Origin of the sequence: Sphaerospermopsis aphanizomenoides BCCUSP55 (assembly GCF_001586785.1) — a bacterium.
Lineage (GTDB): Bacteria > Cyanobacteriota > Cyanobacteriia > Cyanobacteriales > Nostocaceae > Sphaerospermopsis_A > Sphaerospermopsis_A aphanizomenoides_A.
This window is the reverse complement of sequence record NZ_LUFH02000001.1, coordinates 106,664-127,171: the sequence shown is the minus strand read 5'-3', so window position 1 is coordinate 127,171 and position 20,508 is coordinate 106,664. Positions and strand designations below refer to the sequence as shown.

Below are 20,508 nucleotides of genomic sequence, written 5' to 3'. Positions count from 1 at the left end.
CACTATTTCCTCTCTTTTCATTTATTTTAAGCTGTTTGTTGTCTCTGTGGTGTAGAAATGCTAACTTTGTGCTTTGGTGGTACTTTGTTGGATGATTTTTTGTGAGTTTTCCTCTATATTTTTGACCATTTTAGTAACATCTTCAGGGGTTTTGACAGCTTGGTTTGGGGGAATTACTGTAGGCCAAACTTTGATTAATTCTGCTAAGTTAGTTTCTATGCTTTTGCTGAATTCTGGGTTTATTTGAGTTATTTGGGCAGAAATGCCTTTGTATAGGTCGTTAGCATAAATCACAAAGCCGCGAGAATCTTGGTATTCTATGGGGGCGGCAATTTTACCATTTGCTACTGCTGCACCATATTCAGAATTAGCGGCATCGAGTAAACTGTTGATCACTTGGAGAACAAATGCAGGTTTGCTGATTTCATCTTTTGGTAAGGCAGCGATCGCATTATCCACTGCTACCATAGAATTATGGAAATTACTCTTAATTTTTTCATTTTTGGGATTAGTTTTGACCAAATCTTGCAAACTTACTAAAGTTGTTTTAAATTCTTTAATTTTCCGTTCATTCAATTGTTCTTCTACATCAATATATATCTCTTCCACTGGATGACCAATATGAGGTTCTGCTTGTTTGGGTTGATTTTGTTCTAGGAGTTCTTTTGCTACTAAAAGATGTCCTTTCATTAAACCTAATTTTGTCATGTAATCAACATCTTTAGCTTCTCCAGTTAGTACCACATCTTCCACTGTCACCATATCTTGAATTTGGTCAAACTGGGCTTGAGTAATCACTTTTTTACTGACTAAATCTTGAGGAGAAGCATAGGGACGACTGGCTTGAATTTTGTTTGATAATGCCGGAACTCCCAGTTTAGCCTCTAATTTATCTAACTGGGATAAAATGGCATTATTAATATTAATTTGGGCTTTAGTACCATGACCACTGTGGGTGCTGGTTTCTGTAACTTGGGCTGTATCTAGTGTTGATTTAACATCTGCTGTGGGTGTATCGCTGTTGCAAGAACTCAAGGAAATCATGGCACAAACTGCGATAGATAAGAATAAGTAACGGAATTTGATCATTTTTGCTCCTAATTACTAAAATTTAGTTATAACTTTGATAATTATCTATCATAGATGAGATTATTTATCAAATAATTCTCAAAAATTTAGTATAAAAATGTTATCTTTTTTACTAAATTGAGCATTTTGATACGCATATTGTAAATTACGTCGATACTCAATAATCTTTTTTTGAGCGATCGCATAATCCACACTAGAACTTGGTACACTAGCCATGAGATTGATAGATTTTTGCCAACGCTCAACCACTCTTTTCCATTCTGGTGGTGATTTTGCTGTTTGGGTTAGATCAGCAGCATTCATAGCATATTTAACAGCTTTACGGAAAATAACAGATTTAGGTAAATTCCAAATTCTGATAGTTGCATCTGCACTACCACTGATAAGAGTATGATTATTAGGGCTAAAAGCCAAAGACCAAACAGGCTTAGTATGACCAGTAAAAGTATGAATTAAGTTACCATTGGCGACATTCCAAAGCTTAACAGTTTTATCATAACTACCACTAGCTAAAGTTAGACTATCAGGACTAAATACAACAGAATAAACTGCTTTGTTATGTCCTGTCAATACAGATACTAATTCTCCAGTTTGGAGATTCCATAATTTAATAGTCTGATCAGAACTAGCACTAGCAATATATTTACCATCTGGGCTAAAAGCTAAAGACCAAATAGGTTTTGAATGTGCTGCTAAAGGAATTCTTAGCTTTCCAGTTGGTAGATACCAAAGCATAATTTTTCCACTTTCTTCTCCAGCAGCTATAATTTTTCCATCTGGACTAAAAGCAACGTTTCTCACTTCATTTTCCTGTGGTAAATTGATAAAAATATCTCCTGTTGCTACATTCCAAACCTTAATAGTTTTATCCCAGCTACTACTAGCTAAAAATTTCCCATCTGGGCTGAAAGCAACTGCTTTAACATCATCTTGATGTCCAGATAATGTCCGCATTAATTTCCCGGTTTTAAAGTTCCAGATTTTAATATAATTATCCCAACTACCACTCGCAATAATTTGATTATTTGGGCTAATAGCAACAGAATTGACTAAATTTCCATGTCCACAAAGTTGATGAATTATTTTACCATTTTGTAAATTCCATACATCAATATTCTTATTCAGATTCCCATTAACTATTGTTTTGCCATCTTGGCTAATAGCTACAGAATAAACCCGTACACCTTTACTAGTAATAGTTCCACCATTGAAATTTACACTTTGATTACTTAGTGTAAAAGTAAATTTTATCAATCCTAAAATTACGAGAACTGAGAAAATAAATCCTTCGGTACTCCAAATTATCTTATGAAAATGAGATATTTTCACCATGATTTTTACGATCCTTTTTTTAGTTAAACTGATTGATTTTTTGGCTTTTGATGAGATTCACGTTTGCTATATTCTAACCAACGTCTTCGGCAAAATAAGCCAATAATTACTGTCAGTAAAATTATTTCTATGGGAGTGATAATATTCCAATGGCTGGACATCTTTTCTTGAATATGCCACAGTAATAAAAACATAGCTGTATAGGTTAATTGGTGTAGTTTTTGCCAATTTTTTTTCATCTTTTTTACCCTCCAATCACTAGATGTAAAGCCTAGCAGTGCAACAATAATTAATTTAGTTGTTCCTTCTATAGAAATTTTGTAACTTTGGATATCCCATAAATCTACATTTCTTTTAATCACTATTAATCCAGCATGAATTAATGCTAACAAAAAAGATATGATACCTAATTGACGACGATATTTAAATAAATTAATGGTGATTTTCGCTTTTTTAATTTGTGGTAAAACTGCTCTGATAGAACTAGGTAATACAGTTAACACATAAGTCAATAATGAAAAAAATCCTAGTAGATTAGCTGAAGAAATTGAAGCATTGATTAACATATACTTGGGTCTTTTTTACCTAAAAACAATTATTTGTGTATAAATAAATACAATATTTTTACTTTAAAATAAATGCAAAATATTTTCAATAATTTAGTAAAAAAATATTGATCAATAATTCCTGTTCTCATCTGTGCTTTCCAATTGTTTTCGCATCTTTTTCAGCTATGACTTCAAACTGTCCCATACAACCGTTTTCAGCCACAGCATCCTGATGAGGATGGAACATATACTTACCTGGATAACGAAAAGCAAATTCCAAGATGTGCCTTTCTGCGACACCCATAGTCAGAACATCTGTTTTTTCACTGGGAGTCATAGTCATCCCAGAACGATAGACATCAAAAAAATTAGCGTGGAGGTGAAACGTTACGGCTGGGTCAAATTCAATAATATTGAGAACATATAATCGAATTAACTGATTTTGGTAAATCTGAATGGGATGGTGCATATAATGATGCGGTAAACCATTAAAAGCATAATATTCATTTTTGTTATCATCATTCACATCATACCCAGACATGATTAAAACAATTTCATCCGCAGGTGGACGTGGTTTAGGCGGATCAATAATAAACATCCCATATAAACCCTTAGCAATATGACGGGTTACAGGTTCTACATGACAGTGATATAAGTGAACGCCATAGGGTTCAGCATCAAATTCATAGATAGTTGCTTTACCGTTACTAATGGGACGTACACCATCCATATCTGAAGGATGCACACCATGAAAATGTAAAGAATGGGAATGTCCAGCTTTATTGAGAAAAAGTATCCTTATTCTTTCTCCTTCTTTAGCCCGTAATGTTGGACCTGGGATGCGTCCATTTAAATCCCACATATTATAGGAGACAGCACTGTTAAGCTGAATTGTGGAAGTACCAGCTATCAACTGAAATTCTCGAATCGTGCGGCCATTCTCTTGCTTGAGTGTCCCATACTCAAAATTTCGTAACACCTGCATGGGTTTGGTCGCATTATCAGAGGCTTCCATTTCCATGGGTGGCACTCTAACTTTAGTATTATTTTTTACATTTTGTGTGTGCCATAATGCAGACACACCAATCATCCCACCACCTATTATTCCCAGTTTTAGGAGTTGACGGCGATTCCAAAGTTTATCTTTACTCAGAGTAAAGTTGTCAAACATGAGGTTAATAACAATACAATTTGTTCTAGATTGCTAATAATTCGCAATTAGCTGTCTGTATAATATAAGAATCAGGAATTATTGTCAATAATATAAAAAATAATCTAGACTACAGGGAACAGGCAGAAATTTATAGCCGTGGACAGGGTGGTTAAGCTGTTGTGCATTTAAAATGCACAAAAGCAAGTCAAAAGTCATGCATTCAAAAGTCAAAAGTGAAGAAAGTTTCAGGGTACTTTTCCTCAATATCGCAATATACAATCTAGCTGCACAGCAGCTTAGGACATCAACTGATAATGAAAATCCCACTACAAGAGGGTTTTACTCCTGACTCCTGCTATATTAGAATTTATGTAAGGTACAAATTTTTATGACAAAGACTTGCAGCAAAAGGGTTTTACTGCTGACTGGTGACTGCTGAATGCTTACGAATTTATAAGACTCAATACATAACGGAAGCAATTTACCAATCTTTGTTGTCACTTAACGGCAAAATAGACTTTAATTTGATAAATTAGCTTTCATTAATTACGGGAGTTCAAACATGACAGCTTTTTCTTCCAGAGCCGTATTACAGAAAACAGCAAGTATTACCTTATCTAAGCCTGTACAGGTAACTATTTATATGTTGTTATCTTCCTTGGTAATTTGGACTGCATTGTTTTCTAACTATCCTGCTGCTCATAATGCGACACACTCAGTACGTCACCATACATTAGGTATTGGCTTTCACTAAACATATTATACAGCAGATTTTATCAGGGTTTAGCAATGCTAAACCCTTAAATTTTAATATTAATTTTCACTTTATTGATTTGTAATCTGCTATAAATAAAATCTTCATCCGCGTTTATCTGCGTTTATCTGCGTTTTCTTTCTAATCAACCATGAAAAAATATCGACTTTTTGTAGTTATTAGTGCTGTTTGCATCACCTTATCAATTTTCTATTCCTTAGTTGGTGTTTCCCAGACTCCTAAATCTAAAGTTATACTTTCTACAAATCCACCCTTGGAGCGTCTTTTTCCTTTTGAAGCAGCCACAGAAAAAGCCCAAGCCCCTGTAAATTTTACCTTAGAAGCTGTTGATGCTGCGGGTAAAAATTTAGAAAATGCTGTAATTAAACTAGAAATTTCCACACCAAAACCGACTCCTTGGCTAACAACAGACTTCCCCATTGTAGAAGGAACAAAGTTGTTAGCAATGGAAGTAGCTGCACCAAAAGGTAAATTAGAATTTCAGCAAGTTTTACCAATTCGTGGAGATTACCAAATCTTAGCAAAAGTTACGCCTGTGGTTGAAAATGCTTTTGAGCCTTATCAGGAAACTTTAAATTTCCATGTCCGGGAAAATCCTGTTAAATATAAATATTTTGCAATATTAGCAGCGATTTTATTAGCAATGGGATTGTTTGGTGGTTGGGTAATTGGTGGACAGGAAGAATTAAGACAAGGGGAAATTGCTCCTCAATCTGTGAGGTTGTTATTAAGTGGATTAACAGTAATTGCCATAGTGACATTATTATTTATTAATATCACTGCGGAAGTTGCTCAAGCTCATGGGAGTGAACATGATCATAAACTAGAAAAAATTGCTCCATCGGTGGTAAAATCCCAAAATTTCGATGTGAAAATTGATGGTGATAAAACCGCGACTGTAGGGAAATTGGCGAATTTATCTGTTGAGGTCAAGGATAACACCGGCAAGCCAATTAAGGATGCAGTTATAGATGTAAAATCTGTGGCTTTAGAAGATAATTTAACTGTTTTTGCTTATCAAGGATTTTCCAATCAAGATGGTAAATTAATATGGCGATCGCAGTTTTTTGATGGCGCACCGCATAAAGTAGAAGTAGAAGTAAGTAATCGTCAATTGCCACCTATTAAAGTAGCGCAGTTAGTAGAAGTCGAAGGCATACAACCACCAATGTTAACGCGGTTAATTAGTTTATTTTACTTGACTGGAATTGTGGGAATAGGGATGACAATTGGTTTGTTCATGCAGGAATTGAGAAAACGACAATTGAGGGGAATTTAGGACTTTTTAACTAAAGATAATAGCAGCAAAGCGATACCTTCGGTGAGTTATCGCTAACCCATACTCAGAAGAACAAAAAGGCGATACCTACTGTAATCTGAATAGCAAAGCGTCCCATGAAGGATACGGTAATTTTTAAAACTTAGGCAATAAATCTGCTTGTTTACAAATTGCATTGGCCGTAATGCGATCAATTGTGCGATCACACTATTCTGTCATTATTCTGTTTTTTTGCATAGACTGTCATCTACTATACAAACTTACAAATATTAACAATAAAAAAAATAAATACAATATTCACAGTATTTTTTATCATAAATATTCCCTAAGTAACACCCAAAAAATCATTAAATAAGTCATGGTATAAACAAGAGAAAATAGTAATTCTATTCCTTAAATTACTGTTAAGCAAATACAAAACCAGGGATTTTCATGCATATACCTGATGGATTCGTTTCTGTACCCGTAGCAGGTGCTACCAGTTTAGCTAGTGTGGCGGCCTTATTTATTGCCATCCAGCGATCGCAAACAGCTTTTGGTATTCGTCGCGCCCCCATATTAGGCTTAACCACAGCCTTTATTTTTGCTGCCCAAATGATTAATTTTCCAGTTGCCGGAGGAACTAGTGGACACCTATTAGGAGGAACATTAGCCGCCATAATTTTAGGTAGTCCTTGGGCGGGAATGTTATGTATTACTACCGTCTTAATTATTCAAGCTGTACTATTTGCCGATGGAGGAATTACCGCGTTAGGTGCAAATATTCTCAACATGGCAGTGATTGGAGTTTGGACAGGTTGGATATTAACCCAAACCTTACAAAAACTCCTAGGAGGTTCTCAAAAACGCCTACCCTTAGTGGGGGGTATTGCTGCTGCTTTTAGTGTCGTTGCTGCTGCCATAGCCTGTGCAATTGAATTAGCCCTATCAGGAACAGCACCAGCTACAGTAGTTTTACCCACCATGACAGGAGTACATATTTTAATTGGCATTGGTGAAGGTTTAATTACTGGTGGTGTATTAACTTATTTAGCCACAACCAGACCAGATTTATTACCTGGAGAAGAACAAAAATTTCAAGGTTGGTTAGTTCCCATTGTGAGCATTTTTCTCATAGCTGGTGTACTTTCCCTCTTTGCATCCGCATGGCCAGATGGTTTAGAAAAAGTAGCCGAAACTTTGGGTTTTATTAACTTAGCAGAAGTAGTGAGAGTGAATGTACCCACACCATTTGCTGATTATGGAATTGCAGGTTTAGGGCAAATAGGTACTAGCATTGCTGGATTATTAGGATCAGGGTTATGCTTTGGAGTAGCCTTTGGAATTGCCAAGGTTGTGAAAACAAATAATGTTTAATCTTGTCTTGAATCTTTCATTAGCTTTAAGGTTGCAACTGTCCCTAATAATTGTCATTGGCACAGCATTATTAAAATATCATGCTTGGTCAAACTTAATTATTTATGGAGCGATCGCAATTATTTGGACTTGGTTATTACAAGCGCCTATTTCTAAACTATGGCGTTTACTAGGTTCAGAATTAATTTTTCTCTCCCTGATAGCCCTACCCTTGGGATGGGAACGAGCAAGTTTTTTACTTTTGCGTTCCCTGGTTTGTCTCACTACCATGAACAGCTTTTTATTAACCCTACCTCCCCACAGTTTGGGTATTGCTTTAAAAAGCCTACATCTACCAGCAGCATTAAAAGAAAACCTGATTTTAGCTGGGCAATACCTAGAAATATTACTTTCAGAAGTAGCACGAATGCAGCTTGGCGCACAACTACGGGGTTTAAATGGCACAGGAGGATGGCTACGTTATGCGAGTGCATCCATGATTGGTGCATTATATTTGCGTACCTTAGATAGAGCCGAAAGAGTTTATGGTGCGATGGTAATTCGTGGTTATAACGGAAAATTACCCCTAGATTCCCCCCTCAATTCCCAAGAACGCTTTACCTTAATAATAGTGGGAGTAGTGGCAACTTGTATCACCCTCAGTTCTTATTTTTCAGGTTATAGGAGTTAACCAAAACATTTTACAAGCGTCTGCACAACATCCCCACCCAAAAACTTTCAAATTTTGAGTTACTAATCTTGACATCCTTAACTTCTCATCCCCAAATTTCCCTCTCTCAACCGCATACATCTGTGGTTGAAGTACAAAATCTTGTGTATGCTTATCCTCACCAACAACTAGTATTAAAAGAAATTTCCTTTACCTTAAACGTAGGCGATCGCGTCGCCTTAATTGGTGCAACTGGTTCAGGAAAAAGCACACTCCTAGAAAACCTGATCGGCCTCAAACAACCCCAAAGCGGCAAAATTACCATTAACGGAATTCCCCTAGCGCCCAACACCTTACCGCAAATTCGGCGACAAGTAGGTTTTAGCTTCCAAGATGCCAACGACCAGTTATTTATGCCTACCATTTTAGAAGACATCACCTTCGGACCTCGTAACTATGGCATTTCCCCCGCCGTAGCCAAAGATAAAGCACAGCAACTATTAGCCGAATTTGGACTAGAAAAATACGCCCACCGTTCCGCCCATGAACTCTCAGGAGGACAAAGACGACTAGCAGCCCTAGCAGCCATCTTAGCCCTAGACCCGGCAATTCTCATCTTAGACGAACCCACCAACGGACTAGACCCAGCATGGCGACGACATTTAGCCCAAATATTATTAAAATTACCAGTGCAAGTTATATTAATAGCCTCCCATGACCTCCACTGGTTAGGAAAAGTCACTCAACGCGCCCTAGTCCTCTCAGGTGGTAGCATTCAAATAGACAGTCAAATCCAACCATTATTAGAAGATGGCACAACTCTAGAAAGATGGGGATTACCAATAGATTGGTAATTAATTCGTAATTCGTAATTCGTAATTCGTAATTATTAATTTTCTACCCTGTTCCTCCTGCGTCCTCTTTCCTGTCACCTGTCACCTGTCACCTGTCACCTGTCACCTGTCACCTGTTACCTGTCACCTATTCCCTAGAAACTTGCGCTAATATGAATGGAATTTTACTGCTGTTGGGATAGTTCTATTTATTGTGCGTAAGTATACCATTATTGCTCCCCTGAGCTTAACTATTGCTTTGTTGATGACTGGTTGTGGCGAGAGTAAAATCTCTCAGTGTCAAAGATTGATTAAAGTTGTCAATCAAGGAACATCTTTGATTGATAACAGTAAAGGAAAACAGGTAACAACTAGTTTGCAACTATCCACAGATTTGCAAACTGTCACCAAGTCGATTAAAGAATTAAGATTAGCAGATCCCAAACTCCAGGAATTTCAAACCAATTTTGCGAAAGTTTTTGATAATCTCAGTCAAGCGATCGCCAAAGCAGGTAAAGCCCTTGGTGCAACCAAAAACGCAGAACTCAACTCAGCTGGTAGAGAAAAAATCCAAAAAGCCAGAACAGAAATTGACTCAAGCTTAACAGCAGCAGCAAAAACCGCTGGTAAACAATCAGATACTTTCGGGAATAAGTTAAATGACTACTGTAGTCAATCCCAATGAAGAAGTAGCTGGGGTATAGGGGTGTTCTTGATTTTGGATTTTGGATTTTAGATTTTGGATGGTTGTGAGCAACTTCAATCTAAAATCTAAAATTTTCTTCCCTATTACCAATTACCAATTACCAATTACCAATTCCTTATTCCCTCGCCTAATATGAAAACAGAATTAATAGAATTAATCGCCAGAGTTATCCAGGTATTACAAATCAATAGTCGTTGGATGACTTGGAATTTATTTCTGGCTTTTATCCCTTTGGCTTTAAGTGTTTGGCTATTTCGCACTCAACGCGGACGCTCTTGGATTTGGTGGCTTGGTTTCTCAGTTTTCTATGCTTTTTTACCCAATGCACCTTATTTATTAACTGATGTAATTCACTTGATAGATGATATCCGCAGAATTCAATCTGTATGGATAATTACATTAGTATTATTTCCGGTTTATTTCCTAGTAATTCTGGCTGGATTTGAAGCTTATGTAATGTCACTCATCAATTTAGGTTATTATTTGCACCGTATTGGCAAGAGTAGATGGATTTTGGGTATTGAGTTGATAACTCATGCCCTCAACGCTGTAGGTATTTATTGGGGTAGGTTTTTACGTTTCAATAGTTGGGATTTTATTACTCAGCCAGATGCCATATTGACCAGAGGAGTTGAAGAACTACTCGGTAAACAACCCTTGGTAATTATAACTATCACCTTTGTAATTCTTTGCGGATTGTACTGGCTAATGAAACGAGTAAATTTAGGTTTTGTGAATATGGGATCATCCGATTTTTGCAAAAATAAACGCAGCAATAATAAAAACTCTCTTAAACCCTCTTAACTTTGTGTCCTTTGCCTTCTTGGCGGTTGATTCATATCAGGCCTGGGAGCAATTGCCTTTCTTTCAAAACAAATAAACTTACACATTTGAGATGCTCCCATGAAGAATATAGGCATCAATTCACAATTCCATCCTTCTCAACGCCAGAATCCTCGATAATTATAGCATTTTGGATTTTGGATTGGGAATCACCTAATGTATCAGAGTTCTACATAAACGTAAACAACAAGATCCCTAACCTCTCGCATCACTTGGGGATCTATTTTGTTTTTGCATCAAAACTCTACCAAAAGAAAGGAATATAAGATACTAATTTCTTATCAAAAGAAAGATGCAGTAATACCACGTCTGGGGTTGAAATAAATCTAGATTATGCAAATTTATGGACGTGGCTTGAATATATGACGATACCGTCTATTGATGAACTTAAAACATTAGTTGCAAATGCCCAACCCCCCTGTGTATCTCTGTATATGCCTACACATAAAGCAGGGGCAGAAATTCGCCAAAATCCCATCCGCTTCAAAAATTTAATTCGGGAAGCTGAAGAACGGTTAGATGCTATAGGCATACGCCCTACAGAGGCGGTGGATTTTCTCAAACCAGCTATGGAACTGGATAGGGGTGATTTCTGGGAACATCAAGATCAGGGATTGGTAATTTTTATTGCTCAAAATCTCTTTCGTTACTATTGTTTACCAACAAAATTTTCAGAATTAGTAGTTGTGGGTAAACAATTGCACATCAAGCCTTTACTACATTTAATTAATAATGATGGGAATTTCTACGTTTTAGCTTTGAGTCAAAAAGATGTCAAATTTTTTGCGGGAACACACCATAGCTTGAATGAACTGCAAATAGAAAATATGCCCCATAGTATGGCAGAAACTCTTCTGGAAGACGAGTTACAAAAAGGTGTACAACATCGAATAGGTAGACCAAGAGGAGGTGCTACTGCTGCTCAACATCCAGGTTCAGTTCATGGACAAGGTAGCCCTGACAGGGAAAAACACGAAGAAGAAATTTTACAATTTTGCTACGCTATTGATGAAGCATTGCATGAGAAATTAAAAGAAGAAAAAGCACCTTTAGTATTAGCAGGAGTGGAATTTCTGTTACCAATTTACCAAGCAGCAAATACTTATTCCCAGTTGTTACCAGAAAGCATTAATGGCAATCCAGAAATTATCAATTTAGAACAATTACATGATGAAGCTTGGCGAATTGTTGCACCTTCATTTCAAGAAGATAAACGGACAGCAATAAAGCTTTATCAACAATTATTTGGTGAAGGTACTGGAAAAGCAACTAATGAGATCAAAGAAATTATTCCTGCATCTTACTATCAGAGGATTGATTCTTTGTTTGTATCAGTAAGTGAGCAGAAATGGGGAAAATTTGATTTAGAAAATACGACAGTAGAGTTACACACCAAACCCGAACCAGATGATGAAGATATGTTAGATTTTTCTGCTGTGCAAACACTATTAAATGGTGGTAGAGTTTATACTCTTGAATCAGAAGAAATGCCCAATGGATCAAAAGTGGCGGCAATTTTTAGATATTGATTTTTCATGATCATGGCCTGTTGTTATCCTTAGCAGATGTTTGAAAAGTTTAGAGAGGTATAATTTATCGTTCTGATTGGAGTGAAGCTGAACGAAAAATCAAGGGTTTGAGCGATTATTCTGAGATGCTTCACTACGCTGCACTACGTTCAGCATGACTTTTCAAACACCCTCTTAGACAATGCACCATCTCATATAGCAACAGCCAAGGTGTTTAGCACATCAACAAATGATAAAATTTAAACAATACTGTCACCTGTCACCTGTCACCTGTCACCTATCACCTGTCACCTGTCACCTGCTATAATCCCCCAATTGTTTCCTTGCTGCTGCTAAAATGATGCCGTGTTCAGCACGAGCGATCGCTTGATATGTTCTTTCTACAGCTTCTGGTTCTACAGAAATAGAACTAATTCCCCATTCAACCAACTTATCAATAATTTCTGGATATAAAGCTGGTGCTTGACCGCAGATTGAACAAGGAATACCTCCATCTTTAGCCATTTTAATTAATTGTGCGATCGCACTCATCACCGCTGGATGACGTTCATCAAAGATTTTGGCTAATTCTCCTTGTTCCCGATCAACTCCTAATATTAATTGTGTCAAATCATTTGTGCCAATAGAAATACCAGCCACACCAGCTTTAATATATTCAGGTAATAAAAACAGCACACTTGGTACTTCTGCCATAATCCATAATTGGAATTGCGAAACTTGAGTTAAACCAGCTTCCTCAACTTTGCGACGACAAAAAATAAACTCTTCCACAGTCCGCACAAATGGTAACAGCAAGTGAAGATTATTAAAGCCTGCTTGTTGTACTTTTGCTAAAGCTTTTAGTTCAAATTCAAACAATGTGGGGTTACGCAAATAACTCAATGTACCCCGTTCACCTAACATAGACTGTGGTGAAGATGATGAAGTATCACTCCATGATGGTAAATCAGACAATCGCCAATCTAAAGAGCGATACAAAACAGGTTTTGGTGCAAAAGCACAGGTAAATTTTTTAATTTCTTCTGACCATAATTCTAATAATTCTGTCTTTTTTCCACCCAAAAGCCAAGCATGAGGATTTTGTCCCTGCAAAATATTTAACACCATCAATTCTGAGCGTAACAATCCCACCCCATCCACAGGTAAACTTAGCACTTGGGAAATTAGATTAGATTGACTTAGGTTAACCAGTAGTTGGGTAGCAATCATAGGTAGATTAGGGGTTAAGGGTGCAAAATATTTATGAGACTGATTTTCTCCCTTGACTTCTTCCCCATCCCCTCTGTGACGATAAATTTCACCTCTGTCACCATCAAGCAGCAATCTTTCCCCTGTTTGCATCAAATTGGTAGCACTAGTGGCACTCACTACAGCAGGAATACCCAATTCTCTTGATAAAATTGCCCCATGACTGGTGAGACCACCTCGTTCTGTGACGATTCCTACTACATCATTGAGCAAAGGCAACCAATCAGGAGTGACTGCTGGTGCAATTAAAATTACTCCCTTGGGGATATGTTCTGGTTTTGGTTGTAAATTATTAATTACATAAGCAGTGGCCGTTACCTTACCTCTAGATGCTCCTATGCCTTTGATCAAGTGCAAATTGGCAAGAACAGCATGAGGATAGCTAACTTGAGTAATATACAATTTTGGGGCTTTTTTACCTTCCGTAATTGTCCATTTTATCTGTAGCTTTGAACCTAATTCACTAACTAATTGATTGCCCAAAATAATTAGTTGTTGCAAATATTCTGCTGATAAAGCATACTGTTTTTGTTCATCTTCACTAACTGGGTAAGCCAACAAACATTTATAATTGTTTTCTAAAAATGATTTGGAAACAGATTCCTCAACAGCTACAGATGTAGAATCATGAACACGATAAGCCAGAATTTTATTCCCTAATTGTTGTTCTTTGATAACTCCTGTTTTTTCTTCAATGTAGTAAACATCTGGTAAAACTTCACCATTGGTAATTGCTAATCCTAATCCCCACGTAGCTTCAATTTCCCATCCCGAAGAGTTGGAGTTGAAAATACCAGAAGTGATCGCATTCTCCACCGGTTGCACCAACACTGCTAAATTGATGTGTTGTAAGTTAATGCTGATACTGTGCCAATAGAGTAGACTTCTTGCACGAAACAACTGACTCCAAGTTAATTTTAATGCTTGTGCGATCGCCTCTTCATTACAAGCGCAAAACACCGACTCCAATAACCCAGATACATTCTTCTCAACCTTACTAGTATTAGGTAATGTCAGACTTGGACGCAAAATTAAACTATGATTTTCCCATTGTCTAGCAGCTTGAAAAATTCTACTGATCCAATCAGATGCTACACTAGCCGTAATAATTTCCTGACGCAAGCGACCTGCTACTTGCTGTAGTTGTCGCCAATTTTCCACATCCAAATGTAATGAAGAATGAGGTAAGTCCGCAACTAACGACTCTGAACTATTGAGGCTTTCTAGAAATTCTTGTAAAACTTCCCCAGATACCACAAAACCTGGCACAACAGGGTAGCCACGTTGTTTGATTTTACTCAAGTAAAACGCTTTATCACCTACTTTCGTGCGGTCTTGGAGTTGAATTTGGTCAAGCCAGTAGAGTTTGTCCACTCAATTTAATAATTTGTTGGTTGTGGAGTTTTAGTGATGATGATCCCAAAGATGTATATGTATCTTATAGCAGGGAACAGGGAACAGGGAACAGGGAACAGGGAACAGGGAACAGGGAACAGGGAACAGAATTGACAGTGTATCTGATAGCGCAGGCGTTAGCCATGTTTTGTAATCACTATCTGTTCTCATCCAACTTAAAACTGCCATATCGGCAGAATTATCTTGGTTTAAAGTAGTGGTAGTTTATTTTAGAGAATTCTTATCATTGACAAACCCTTACTACATACCCAGTGATGACTGGTTCAATATTTGCTTGCGTCTGTGTCTAGCTTTGTTAATTGGCGCAATCATTGGTTTAGAAAGAGAAATCACAAATAAACCGGCTGGGTTAAGAACCTATATGTTAGTTAGTATGGGTTCAGCTATATTTACTCTTACCACTATCCTAATTGGTGGGCCACAACTGGGCAGTGATTCTCTCAGTCGCGTGATCCAAGGTATTGCCGCAGGTGTGGGATTTTTAGGCGGAGGAGAAATTTGGCGGGAATCTTCTCAACCATCAAAGTCGCGGGAAATTTATGGTTTGACTTCCGCAGCTGCAATCTGGGTTGCTGCGGCTTTAGGTATTGCAGCTGGTTGTGGTTTATGGCAATTGGGTTTAATTGGAGGAATTCTCACAGTTATAGTTTTACACCTCTTAAAAAGAGTAGAAAAATTTCATTAGTCAAACAAGTTTGGATTTTGAATTGGGAATTTTAAACTTTCCCTATTCCCTATTCCCTGTTAAGTAAGTAGGCGGGAATATTTATCGTTAGGATAAAGGAGGCAGGAGGCAGAAGGCAGAAGGCAGAAGGTAAGAGGGTTTTAGCCTCGTTAACTTTTTTTCACATAATTATGTTTATTTGTACCCACCTACTTAAATAAAACTAATGCTTTGATGAAAATAGCTTCTTCTGGTCTTGTTTGCAAAATGGATTTGACCAAATTCACAAATTCTTGATCTCTATCACGATCATTTTTTACTATTTTACTAGCTGCATAAAAACTGACATCATCAATATTCAATTCATTGGTAATACCTGTTTTCAAAATTGGTTGTTCTATGCACCAAGATAGAGATTGCCCGCGTAACGTAAATTGAAACCAGGTAATTTCTTGATTATTTAATTCAAAAAAGATATCAAAGTAAGGCTCTCCTCCTTGAAACCATATTCTCTCGATCCCTTTCTGAGAACTTTGTTTCAGTAATTTTGGTTCAATCGCTCTCAGGGAAGCACCTAAAGATGCAATCTCATTTTTATCCAATACATGATTTTGATAGTTCATCTCTAAATTGTGATTTTTCCTGAGTTGACATATAAAATTTGTGAAGATTTTAACCACTGGGAATCAAAAGCACCTAAATGCGTGGTAGTGATTAAAGTTTGAAATCGGTCTTGGATAGCATCTAGTAATTGATTTTGGCGAAATGGATCTAATTCAGCTAAGACATCATCTAAAAGCAGTAAAGGGGGTTCATGAATTACTTCTTCAATTAATTGTAATTCCGCTAATTTTAAAGCTAGAACTAAAGTTCTTTGCTGTCCTTGGGAGCCATATTGACGTGCAGGTGTTTGATTGATACTTAATTCTATTTCATCACGGTGTGGTCCGACTAAGGTAGTACCTCGGTGTAGTTCAGCCGCAGAACGTTGTTGAATTTTGCCTAGAAAAACTTGCTGCACTTCCTCCGGATGACTTTTTTCGAGGGGGACATTAGGCGCATAATTGATATTTAGAACTTCTGTACTACCACTTATACTAGCGTGCCAAGCTGCGGCGATGGGTGCTAATCTGCGGATAGCCCTGTCCCGTCTGATAATTAGTCTTGTTCCGGCGGTGACTAACTGTGCATCCCAAATTGACAGTTGTGACTCCTGGTTTTTATGTCCAGAGTCCTGACTTCTTTTCAAAAAAGCATTGCGTTGACGTAGGACTTGGTTATATTGCTGGAGAATGTGAGCATAAACTGGTTCGAGTTGAATTAAAAGAGTATCTAACCAGTTACGACGATTTTCAGGACTTCCCCGTACTAATTCTAAATCTAAGCTGGAAAACTCGACTGCATTGAGAACGCCAAGAAAATCCATTTGTCGGCGGACTATTTCACTATTAATAGCTACACTCCGGCGAGCATGACGGCGTAAAGTTAGAGATAAATCACTTATACCTACAACTCTTTCGATTGTGGCATTAATTTGGGCGATATCATCCCCATCCCTAATTAAATCACGATCGCGTGCCAAACGATGCGATCGCAATGTTGCCAACAACTCCACAGCCTCCAACAAATTCGATTTTCCCTGAGCATTATTACCCACTAATATAGTTTTCGGTGCAGTAAATTCAACTTTTTGGTCTTGGTAATTACGAAACTGTCGCAAATGTAGACTTTTCAGATACATATTTAAAAATTAAAAGTTAAAAATTTAATCACTTTATAGCAGGTGACAGGTGACAGTGGTAAAAGCTTTTGAGTGTATAAGTTTTAGTTTGGATTAATGTCCTAACCGCCTTGTCTACGTCTATATTTTTCGGAATTTTCCTTAATTAAAAATTAAAAATTTACATCTCAGTTATATCTCGCTCCCAGTCTGAGACTGGGAAAACCACTATAGAAGCTCTGCCTTGAATTCATTCCCATACAGAGTATGGGAACGAGAAATAATTCCTAATGCTGAATTTTTACTCAAAAATTAAAACTCATCAATTTTGAATTTTTAATTTTGAATGTTTAGACATTTCGTTTGCCCATAAACCGGAAGAAAATCTTTTCTCCTTCAATCCAGACAAACATTAAAGCACTGAATCCAATGCAAATTAGTAACTCATCGAGAGGGAGGTAATGAGTGCCAAAAAAGGCTCGCAGTGGTTCAACATAAACCAGCATCAACTGTAAAATCGTAGTGGCAACTACAGCCCCCAATACGAATTTATTAGAAAGAGGATTCATCTCTATTGTCAGTTGATTGTTAGAACGAATAGCGATCGCATGACCCATTTGAGCAATACACAAAGACGTGAAAACCATTGTTTTCCAACGTTCGGGGTCTAAACCGTCTCCTGTAACTGCTTTGGAGTGAAAATACGCCCATTCCATCAGAATAATTGTAATGATGGCGAACACAATCCCAATGCGAACCATGTAAGAACCCAAACCCCTAGCAAAAATACTTTCGCGGGGGCTAAAAGGAGGACGTTGCATCACATCTGGTTCTGGGGGTTCTACAGCTAAAGCTAAAGCCGGCAAACCATCCGTTACCAAGTTCATCCAGAGAATTTGCAAAGGTGAAAGGGGAACACCACCCAACCCTAAAATTGGTGCAGCAGCGATGGTGAGAACTTCACCAATGTTACTACCCAAGATGTATTTGATAAAACGCCGAATATTGGTATAAACAACTCTACCTTCTTTCGTAGCGGCGACAATGGTAGCAAAATTATCATCTAACAGCACCATGTCGCTGGCTTCTTTACTGACATCTGTACCAGTTATACCCATAGCGATACCGATATCAGCTTGTTTCAGGGCGGGTGCATCATTCACACCATCTCCTGTCATCGCCACAAACCGACCACGACGTTGCAAAGCTTGGACAATTCGCAGTTTGTGTTCTGGAGACACTCTAGCGTAAATACTGACTAAATCAACTTGTTCTTCTAGTTCTTGGTCACTCATCCGTTGCAATTCTTGACCGGTGAGAACTCTAGCATCTGCATCAGCTATACCTAAGTCTACAGCGATCGCCCGTGCAGTCAATTGATGATCACCTGTAATCATAATGGGGCGAATCCCCGCCTGACGACATTCTTGCACAGCAGCCCTGACTTCCGGGCGTGGAGCATCGAGCATTCCCACCAAACCCAACCATACCAAATCTTGTTCAGAAGTATCTTCTGAAGCTTCTGGTGGAACTTCTGTCAGAGGTTTGTAAGCAAAACCCAACACCCGCAAACCTTGAGAAGCCATGTAGTCATTAGCTGCCAAAATTTGAGTACGTTGTGCTTCGTCGATGAGAATAGAACGATCTCCGACATAAATGTGAGTACAACGTGCCAAGGTTAATTCTGGTGAACCTTTGGTAAACATTAAATATTGTTCCGAGTCTAAAAAGCCTGCTATTACGGGGTCAACACCACTCATTGTGGGTTCACCGGTAGCAACTTCCTCGACTTGGCAAATGACACTCATGCGTTTGCGTTCTGAGGAAAAAGGAAACTCAGACACACGGGGTAACTTACTATTCCATTGATCTTTTTCAATTGCTGCTTTACCAGCTAATGTCATCAAAGCGCCTTCTGTGGGGTCGCCTAAAATTGCCCATTCGCCAGCTTCTTTTTGCAGTACGGAGTCATTACACACAGCACAAGCAACAAGCAAAGCAGATATTTCTGGATTTTCATCGAGGTCAACTTTCTCGCCATTTAACTGAAAATCCCCAACAGGAGCATAACCTTCTCCCGTGACTCGGAAAGTTTTTTGATTGGTGTAGACTGACTGCACCACCATTTTATTTTGAGTCAGAGTCCCGGTTTTATCAGAACAAATTGTAGTTACAGAACCGAGAGTTTCCACCGCTGGGAGTTTACGAATTAAGGCGTTATGGCGTACCATGCGCTGAGTACCCAAAGCCAAAGTTACAGTAATTACAGCAGGTAAACCTTCTGGAACTACCGCCACCGCCATACTCAGAGAAACTTCTACCAGTTCTTGTAAATTCTTCCAGCCTACTCCTTTGACTAAATCATGGATGAGTCCACCACCCACAACTAGACCCACCAAAATCAAAGAACCAGATACCAACACATTACCCAATTGAGTCATGCGCTGTTGTAGGGGTGTAGGTTCACTGTCCACTGACTGCAACATGGCAGCAATTTTGCCTAGTTCTGTAGTCATGCCAGTGTTAGTAACAAGAACCTTAGCCCGTCCTTGAACTACTTCTGTGCCTTGAAAAACTAAATTAATGCGATCGCCTAATGATGTATCTTCTGGTAATGTAAGTATTGCTTGCTTATTGACAGCTTCAGCTTCACCTGTCAGTGCCGACTCCCGCACCTGTAAATTCGACTGTTCTATTAAGCGTCCATCAGCAGCTACTTGCACACCAGCTTCTAGCAACATTACATCCCCAGGTACTAGTTCTTTCCCAGCTACATCTGCTAGTTTACCGTTGCGGATGATGCGAACTAAAGGAGAGGATAATTTTTTCAAAGCTGCTAGGGCTTTTTCTGCACGGCTTTCTTGTACATAGCCCAAAATACCATTCAGGATCACAATCGCCATAATTGCAATTGTGTCTTTAAATGGTACTTCGTTCTGTTTTAATGTGCCTTGTTGCAATGCTAAAAAATCTAAAAAACCAGAAATGAGAGCTACACCAATCAGCATTAACAACATAATGTTAGTGAACTGATCCAGTAGAATCTCCCAAGGGCTACGACCACCATGTTCTTCTAGTTCATTGGGTCCGTATTTTTGCAAACGTTGTTCAACTTCTGGGGATGTTAAGCCGCTGTCTGCATTGCTATCAAGCAGGTCTAAAGCTTTATCAACTTCTAAACTATGCCAAACTGCGGCACCTTCAGGTAAAGAATGAGCAGACATCGTGTAGGTTACAGGAAATGGTTACAAAATTCGATCATAATTGAGTAATGCCTGGAATTCCATTAACCAAAGTTACATTGGGGACTGGGGACTAAGAGGGTGTAGGGTGTAGGGTGTAGGGTGTGGGGCAAGATAGGGAGATGG

General features: G+C 38.2%; 17 protein-coding genes. 9 read left to right on the top strand and 8 right to left on the bottom strand.

Translation table 11 applies throughout. The features are described 5' to 3' along the window. Window positions 1-60: 60 nt before the first annotated feature. The 4 genes from A0J48_RS00530 to A0J48_RS00515 all read right to left on the bottom strand — a co-directional run bounded on the left by A0J48_RS00530 (window position 61) and on the right by A0J48_RS00515 (window position 4,140). Window positions 61-1,089 (bottom strand): helix-hairpin-helix domain-containing protein, encoded by a 1,029-nt coding sequence (locus tag A0J48_RS00530; protein ID WP_200319291.1) that lies wholly within the window; start codon window positions 1,087-1,089, stop codon window positions 61-63. Window positions 1,090-1,167: 78 nt separating this feature from the next. Beyond that, window positions 1,168-2,421 (bottom strand): WD40 repeat domain-containing protein, encoded by a 1,254-nt coding sequence (locus A0J48_RS00525; protein ID WP_200319289.1) that lies wholly within the window; start codon window positions 2,419-2,421, stop codon window positions 1,168-1,170. Between the two features lie 23 nt (window positions 2,422-2,444). Then, window positions 2,445-2,987 (bottom strand): ferric reductase-like transmembrane domain-containing protein, encoded by a 543-nt coding sequence (locus tag A0J48_RS00520; RefSeq protein WP_200319287.1) that lies wholly within the window; start codon window positions 2,985-2,987, stop codon window positions 2,445-2,447. A gap of 127 nt (window positions 2,988-3,114) precedes the next feature. After that, the gene (locus tag A0J48_RS00515; RefSeq protein ID WP_200319285.1) at window positions 3,115-4,140 is read right to left on the bottom strand and encodes a multicopper oxidase domain-containing protein; all 1,026 of its coding nucleotides are present in this window, start codon (window positions 4,138-4,140) and stop codon (window positions 3,115-3,117) included. Between the two features lie 544 nt (window positions 4,141-4,684). On the opposite strand from A0J48_RS00515, the gene A0J48_RS00510 reads away from it, so the two are divergent. The 8 genes from A0J48_RS00510 to A0J48_RS00475 all read left to right on the top strand — a co-directional run bounded on the left by A0J48_RS00510 (window position 4,685) and on the right by A0J48_RS00475 (window position 12,092). Next, window positions 4,685-4,876: a CbtB domain-containing protein gene (locus A0J48_RS00510; protein ID WP_200319283.1), complete on the top strand. Its 192-nt coding sequence runs from the start codon at window positions 4,685-4,687 to the stop codon at window positions 4,874-4,876. A 151-nt stretch (window positions 4,877-5,027) separates the two neighbouring features. Then, on the top strand, window positions 5,028-6,176 hold the full coding sequence (locus A0J48_RS00505) for a hypothetical protein (RefSeq protein WP_200319281.1): 1,149 nt from the start codon (window positions 5,028-5,030) through the stop codon (window positions 6,174-6,176). Between the two features lie 432 nt (window positions 6,177-6,608). Continuing rightward, entirely contained in the window at window positions 6,609-7,532 is a 924-nt protein-coding gene (locus A0J48_RS00500; RefSeq protein ID WP_200319279.1) for an energy-coupling factor ABC transporter permease, read from the top strand. Next, window positions 7,525-8,202: an energy-coupling factor transporter transmembrane component T family protein gene (locus tag A0J48_RS00495; protein ID WP_200319277.1), complete on the top strand. Its 678-nt coding sequence runs from the start codon at window positions 7,525-7,527 to the stop codon at window positions 8,200-8,202. The genes A0J48_RS00500 and A0J48_RS00495 overlap by 8 nt, the downstream gene beginning before the upstream one ends. Window positions 8,203-8,270: 68 nt before the next feature. Further along, window positions 8,271-9,035: an energy-coupling factor ABC transporter ATP-binding protein gene (locus A0J48_RS00490; protein ID WP_200319276.1), complete on the top strand. Its 765-nt coding sequence runs from the start codon at window positions 8,271-8,273 to the stop codon at window positions 9,033-9,035. A 244-nt stretch (window positions 9,036-9,279) separates the two neighbouring features. Continuing rightward, the gene (locus A0J48_RS00485; RefSeq protein WP_200319328.1) at window positions 9,280-9,699 is read left to right on the top strand and encodes a hypothetical protein; all 420 of its coding nucleotides are present in this window, start codon (window positions 9,280-9,282) and stop codon (window positions 9,697-9,699) included. Between the two features lie 153 nt (window positions 9,700-9,852). Continuing rightward, window positions 9,853-10,524, top strand: coding sequence for a DUF1361 domain-containing protein (locus tag A0J48_RS00480; protein WP_200319274.1), 672 nt, complete (start codon window positions 9,853-9,855; stop codon window positions 10,522-10,524). Window positions 10,525-10,925: 401 nt separating this feature from the next. Continuing rightward, window positions 10,926-12,092, top strand: a complete 1,167-nt coding sequence (locus A0J48_RS00475) for a baeRF7 domain-containing protein (protein ID WP_200319272.1) — start codon at window positions 10,926-10,928, stop codon at window positions 12,090-12,092. A gap of 294 nt (window positions 12,093-12,386) precedes the next feature. Here the strand turns inward: A0J48_RS00475 and A0J48_RS00470 are convergent, their stop codons facing one another. Next, a complete protein-coding gene (locus tag A0J48_RS00470; protein WP_200319270.1) occupies window positions 12,387-14,714 on the bottom strand; it encodes a putative PEP-binding protein in 2,328 nt (775 codons plus the stop codon). A gap of 268 nt (window positions 14,715-14,982) precedes the next feature. On the opposite strand from A0J48_RS00470, the gene A0J48_RS00465 reads away from it, so the two are divergent. Beyond that, on the top strand, window positions 14,983-15,441 hold the full coding sequence (locus A0J48_RS00465) for an MgtC/SapB family protein (RefSeq protein ID WP_200319269.1): 459 nt from the start codon (window positions 14,983-14,985) through the stop codon (window positions 15,439-15,441). 188 nt (window positions 15,442-15,629) lie between these two features. On the opposite strand, the gene A0J48_RS00460 is transcribed toward A0J48_RS00465, so the two are convergent. From A0J48_RS00460 to A0J48_RS00450, 3 genes are all read right to left on the bottom strand, one after another. Further along, window positions 15,630-16,043: a hypothetical protein gene (locus A0J48_RS00460; protein ID WP_200319267.1), complete on the bottom strand. Its 414-nt coding sequence runs from the start codon at window positions 16,041-16,043 to the stop codon at window positions 15,630-15,632. A gap of 2 nt (window positions 16,044-16,045) precedes the next feature. Beyond that, complete coding sequence (recF, locus tag A0J48_RS00455) at window positions 16,046-17,161, bottom strand: DNA replication/repair protein RecF (protein ID WP_200319266.1); 1,116 nt, start codon at window positions 17,159-17,161, stop codon at window positions 16,046-16,048. 329 nt (window positions 17,162-17,490) lie between these two features. After that, on the bottom strand, window positions 17,491-20,364 hold the full coding sequence (locus tag A0J48_RS00450; RefSeq protein WP_200319265.1) for a cation-translocating P-type ATPase: 2,874 nt from the start codon (window positions 20,362-20,364) through the stop codon (window positions 17,491-17,493). Window positions 20,365-20,508 lie beyond the last annotated feature (144 nt).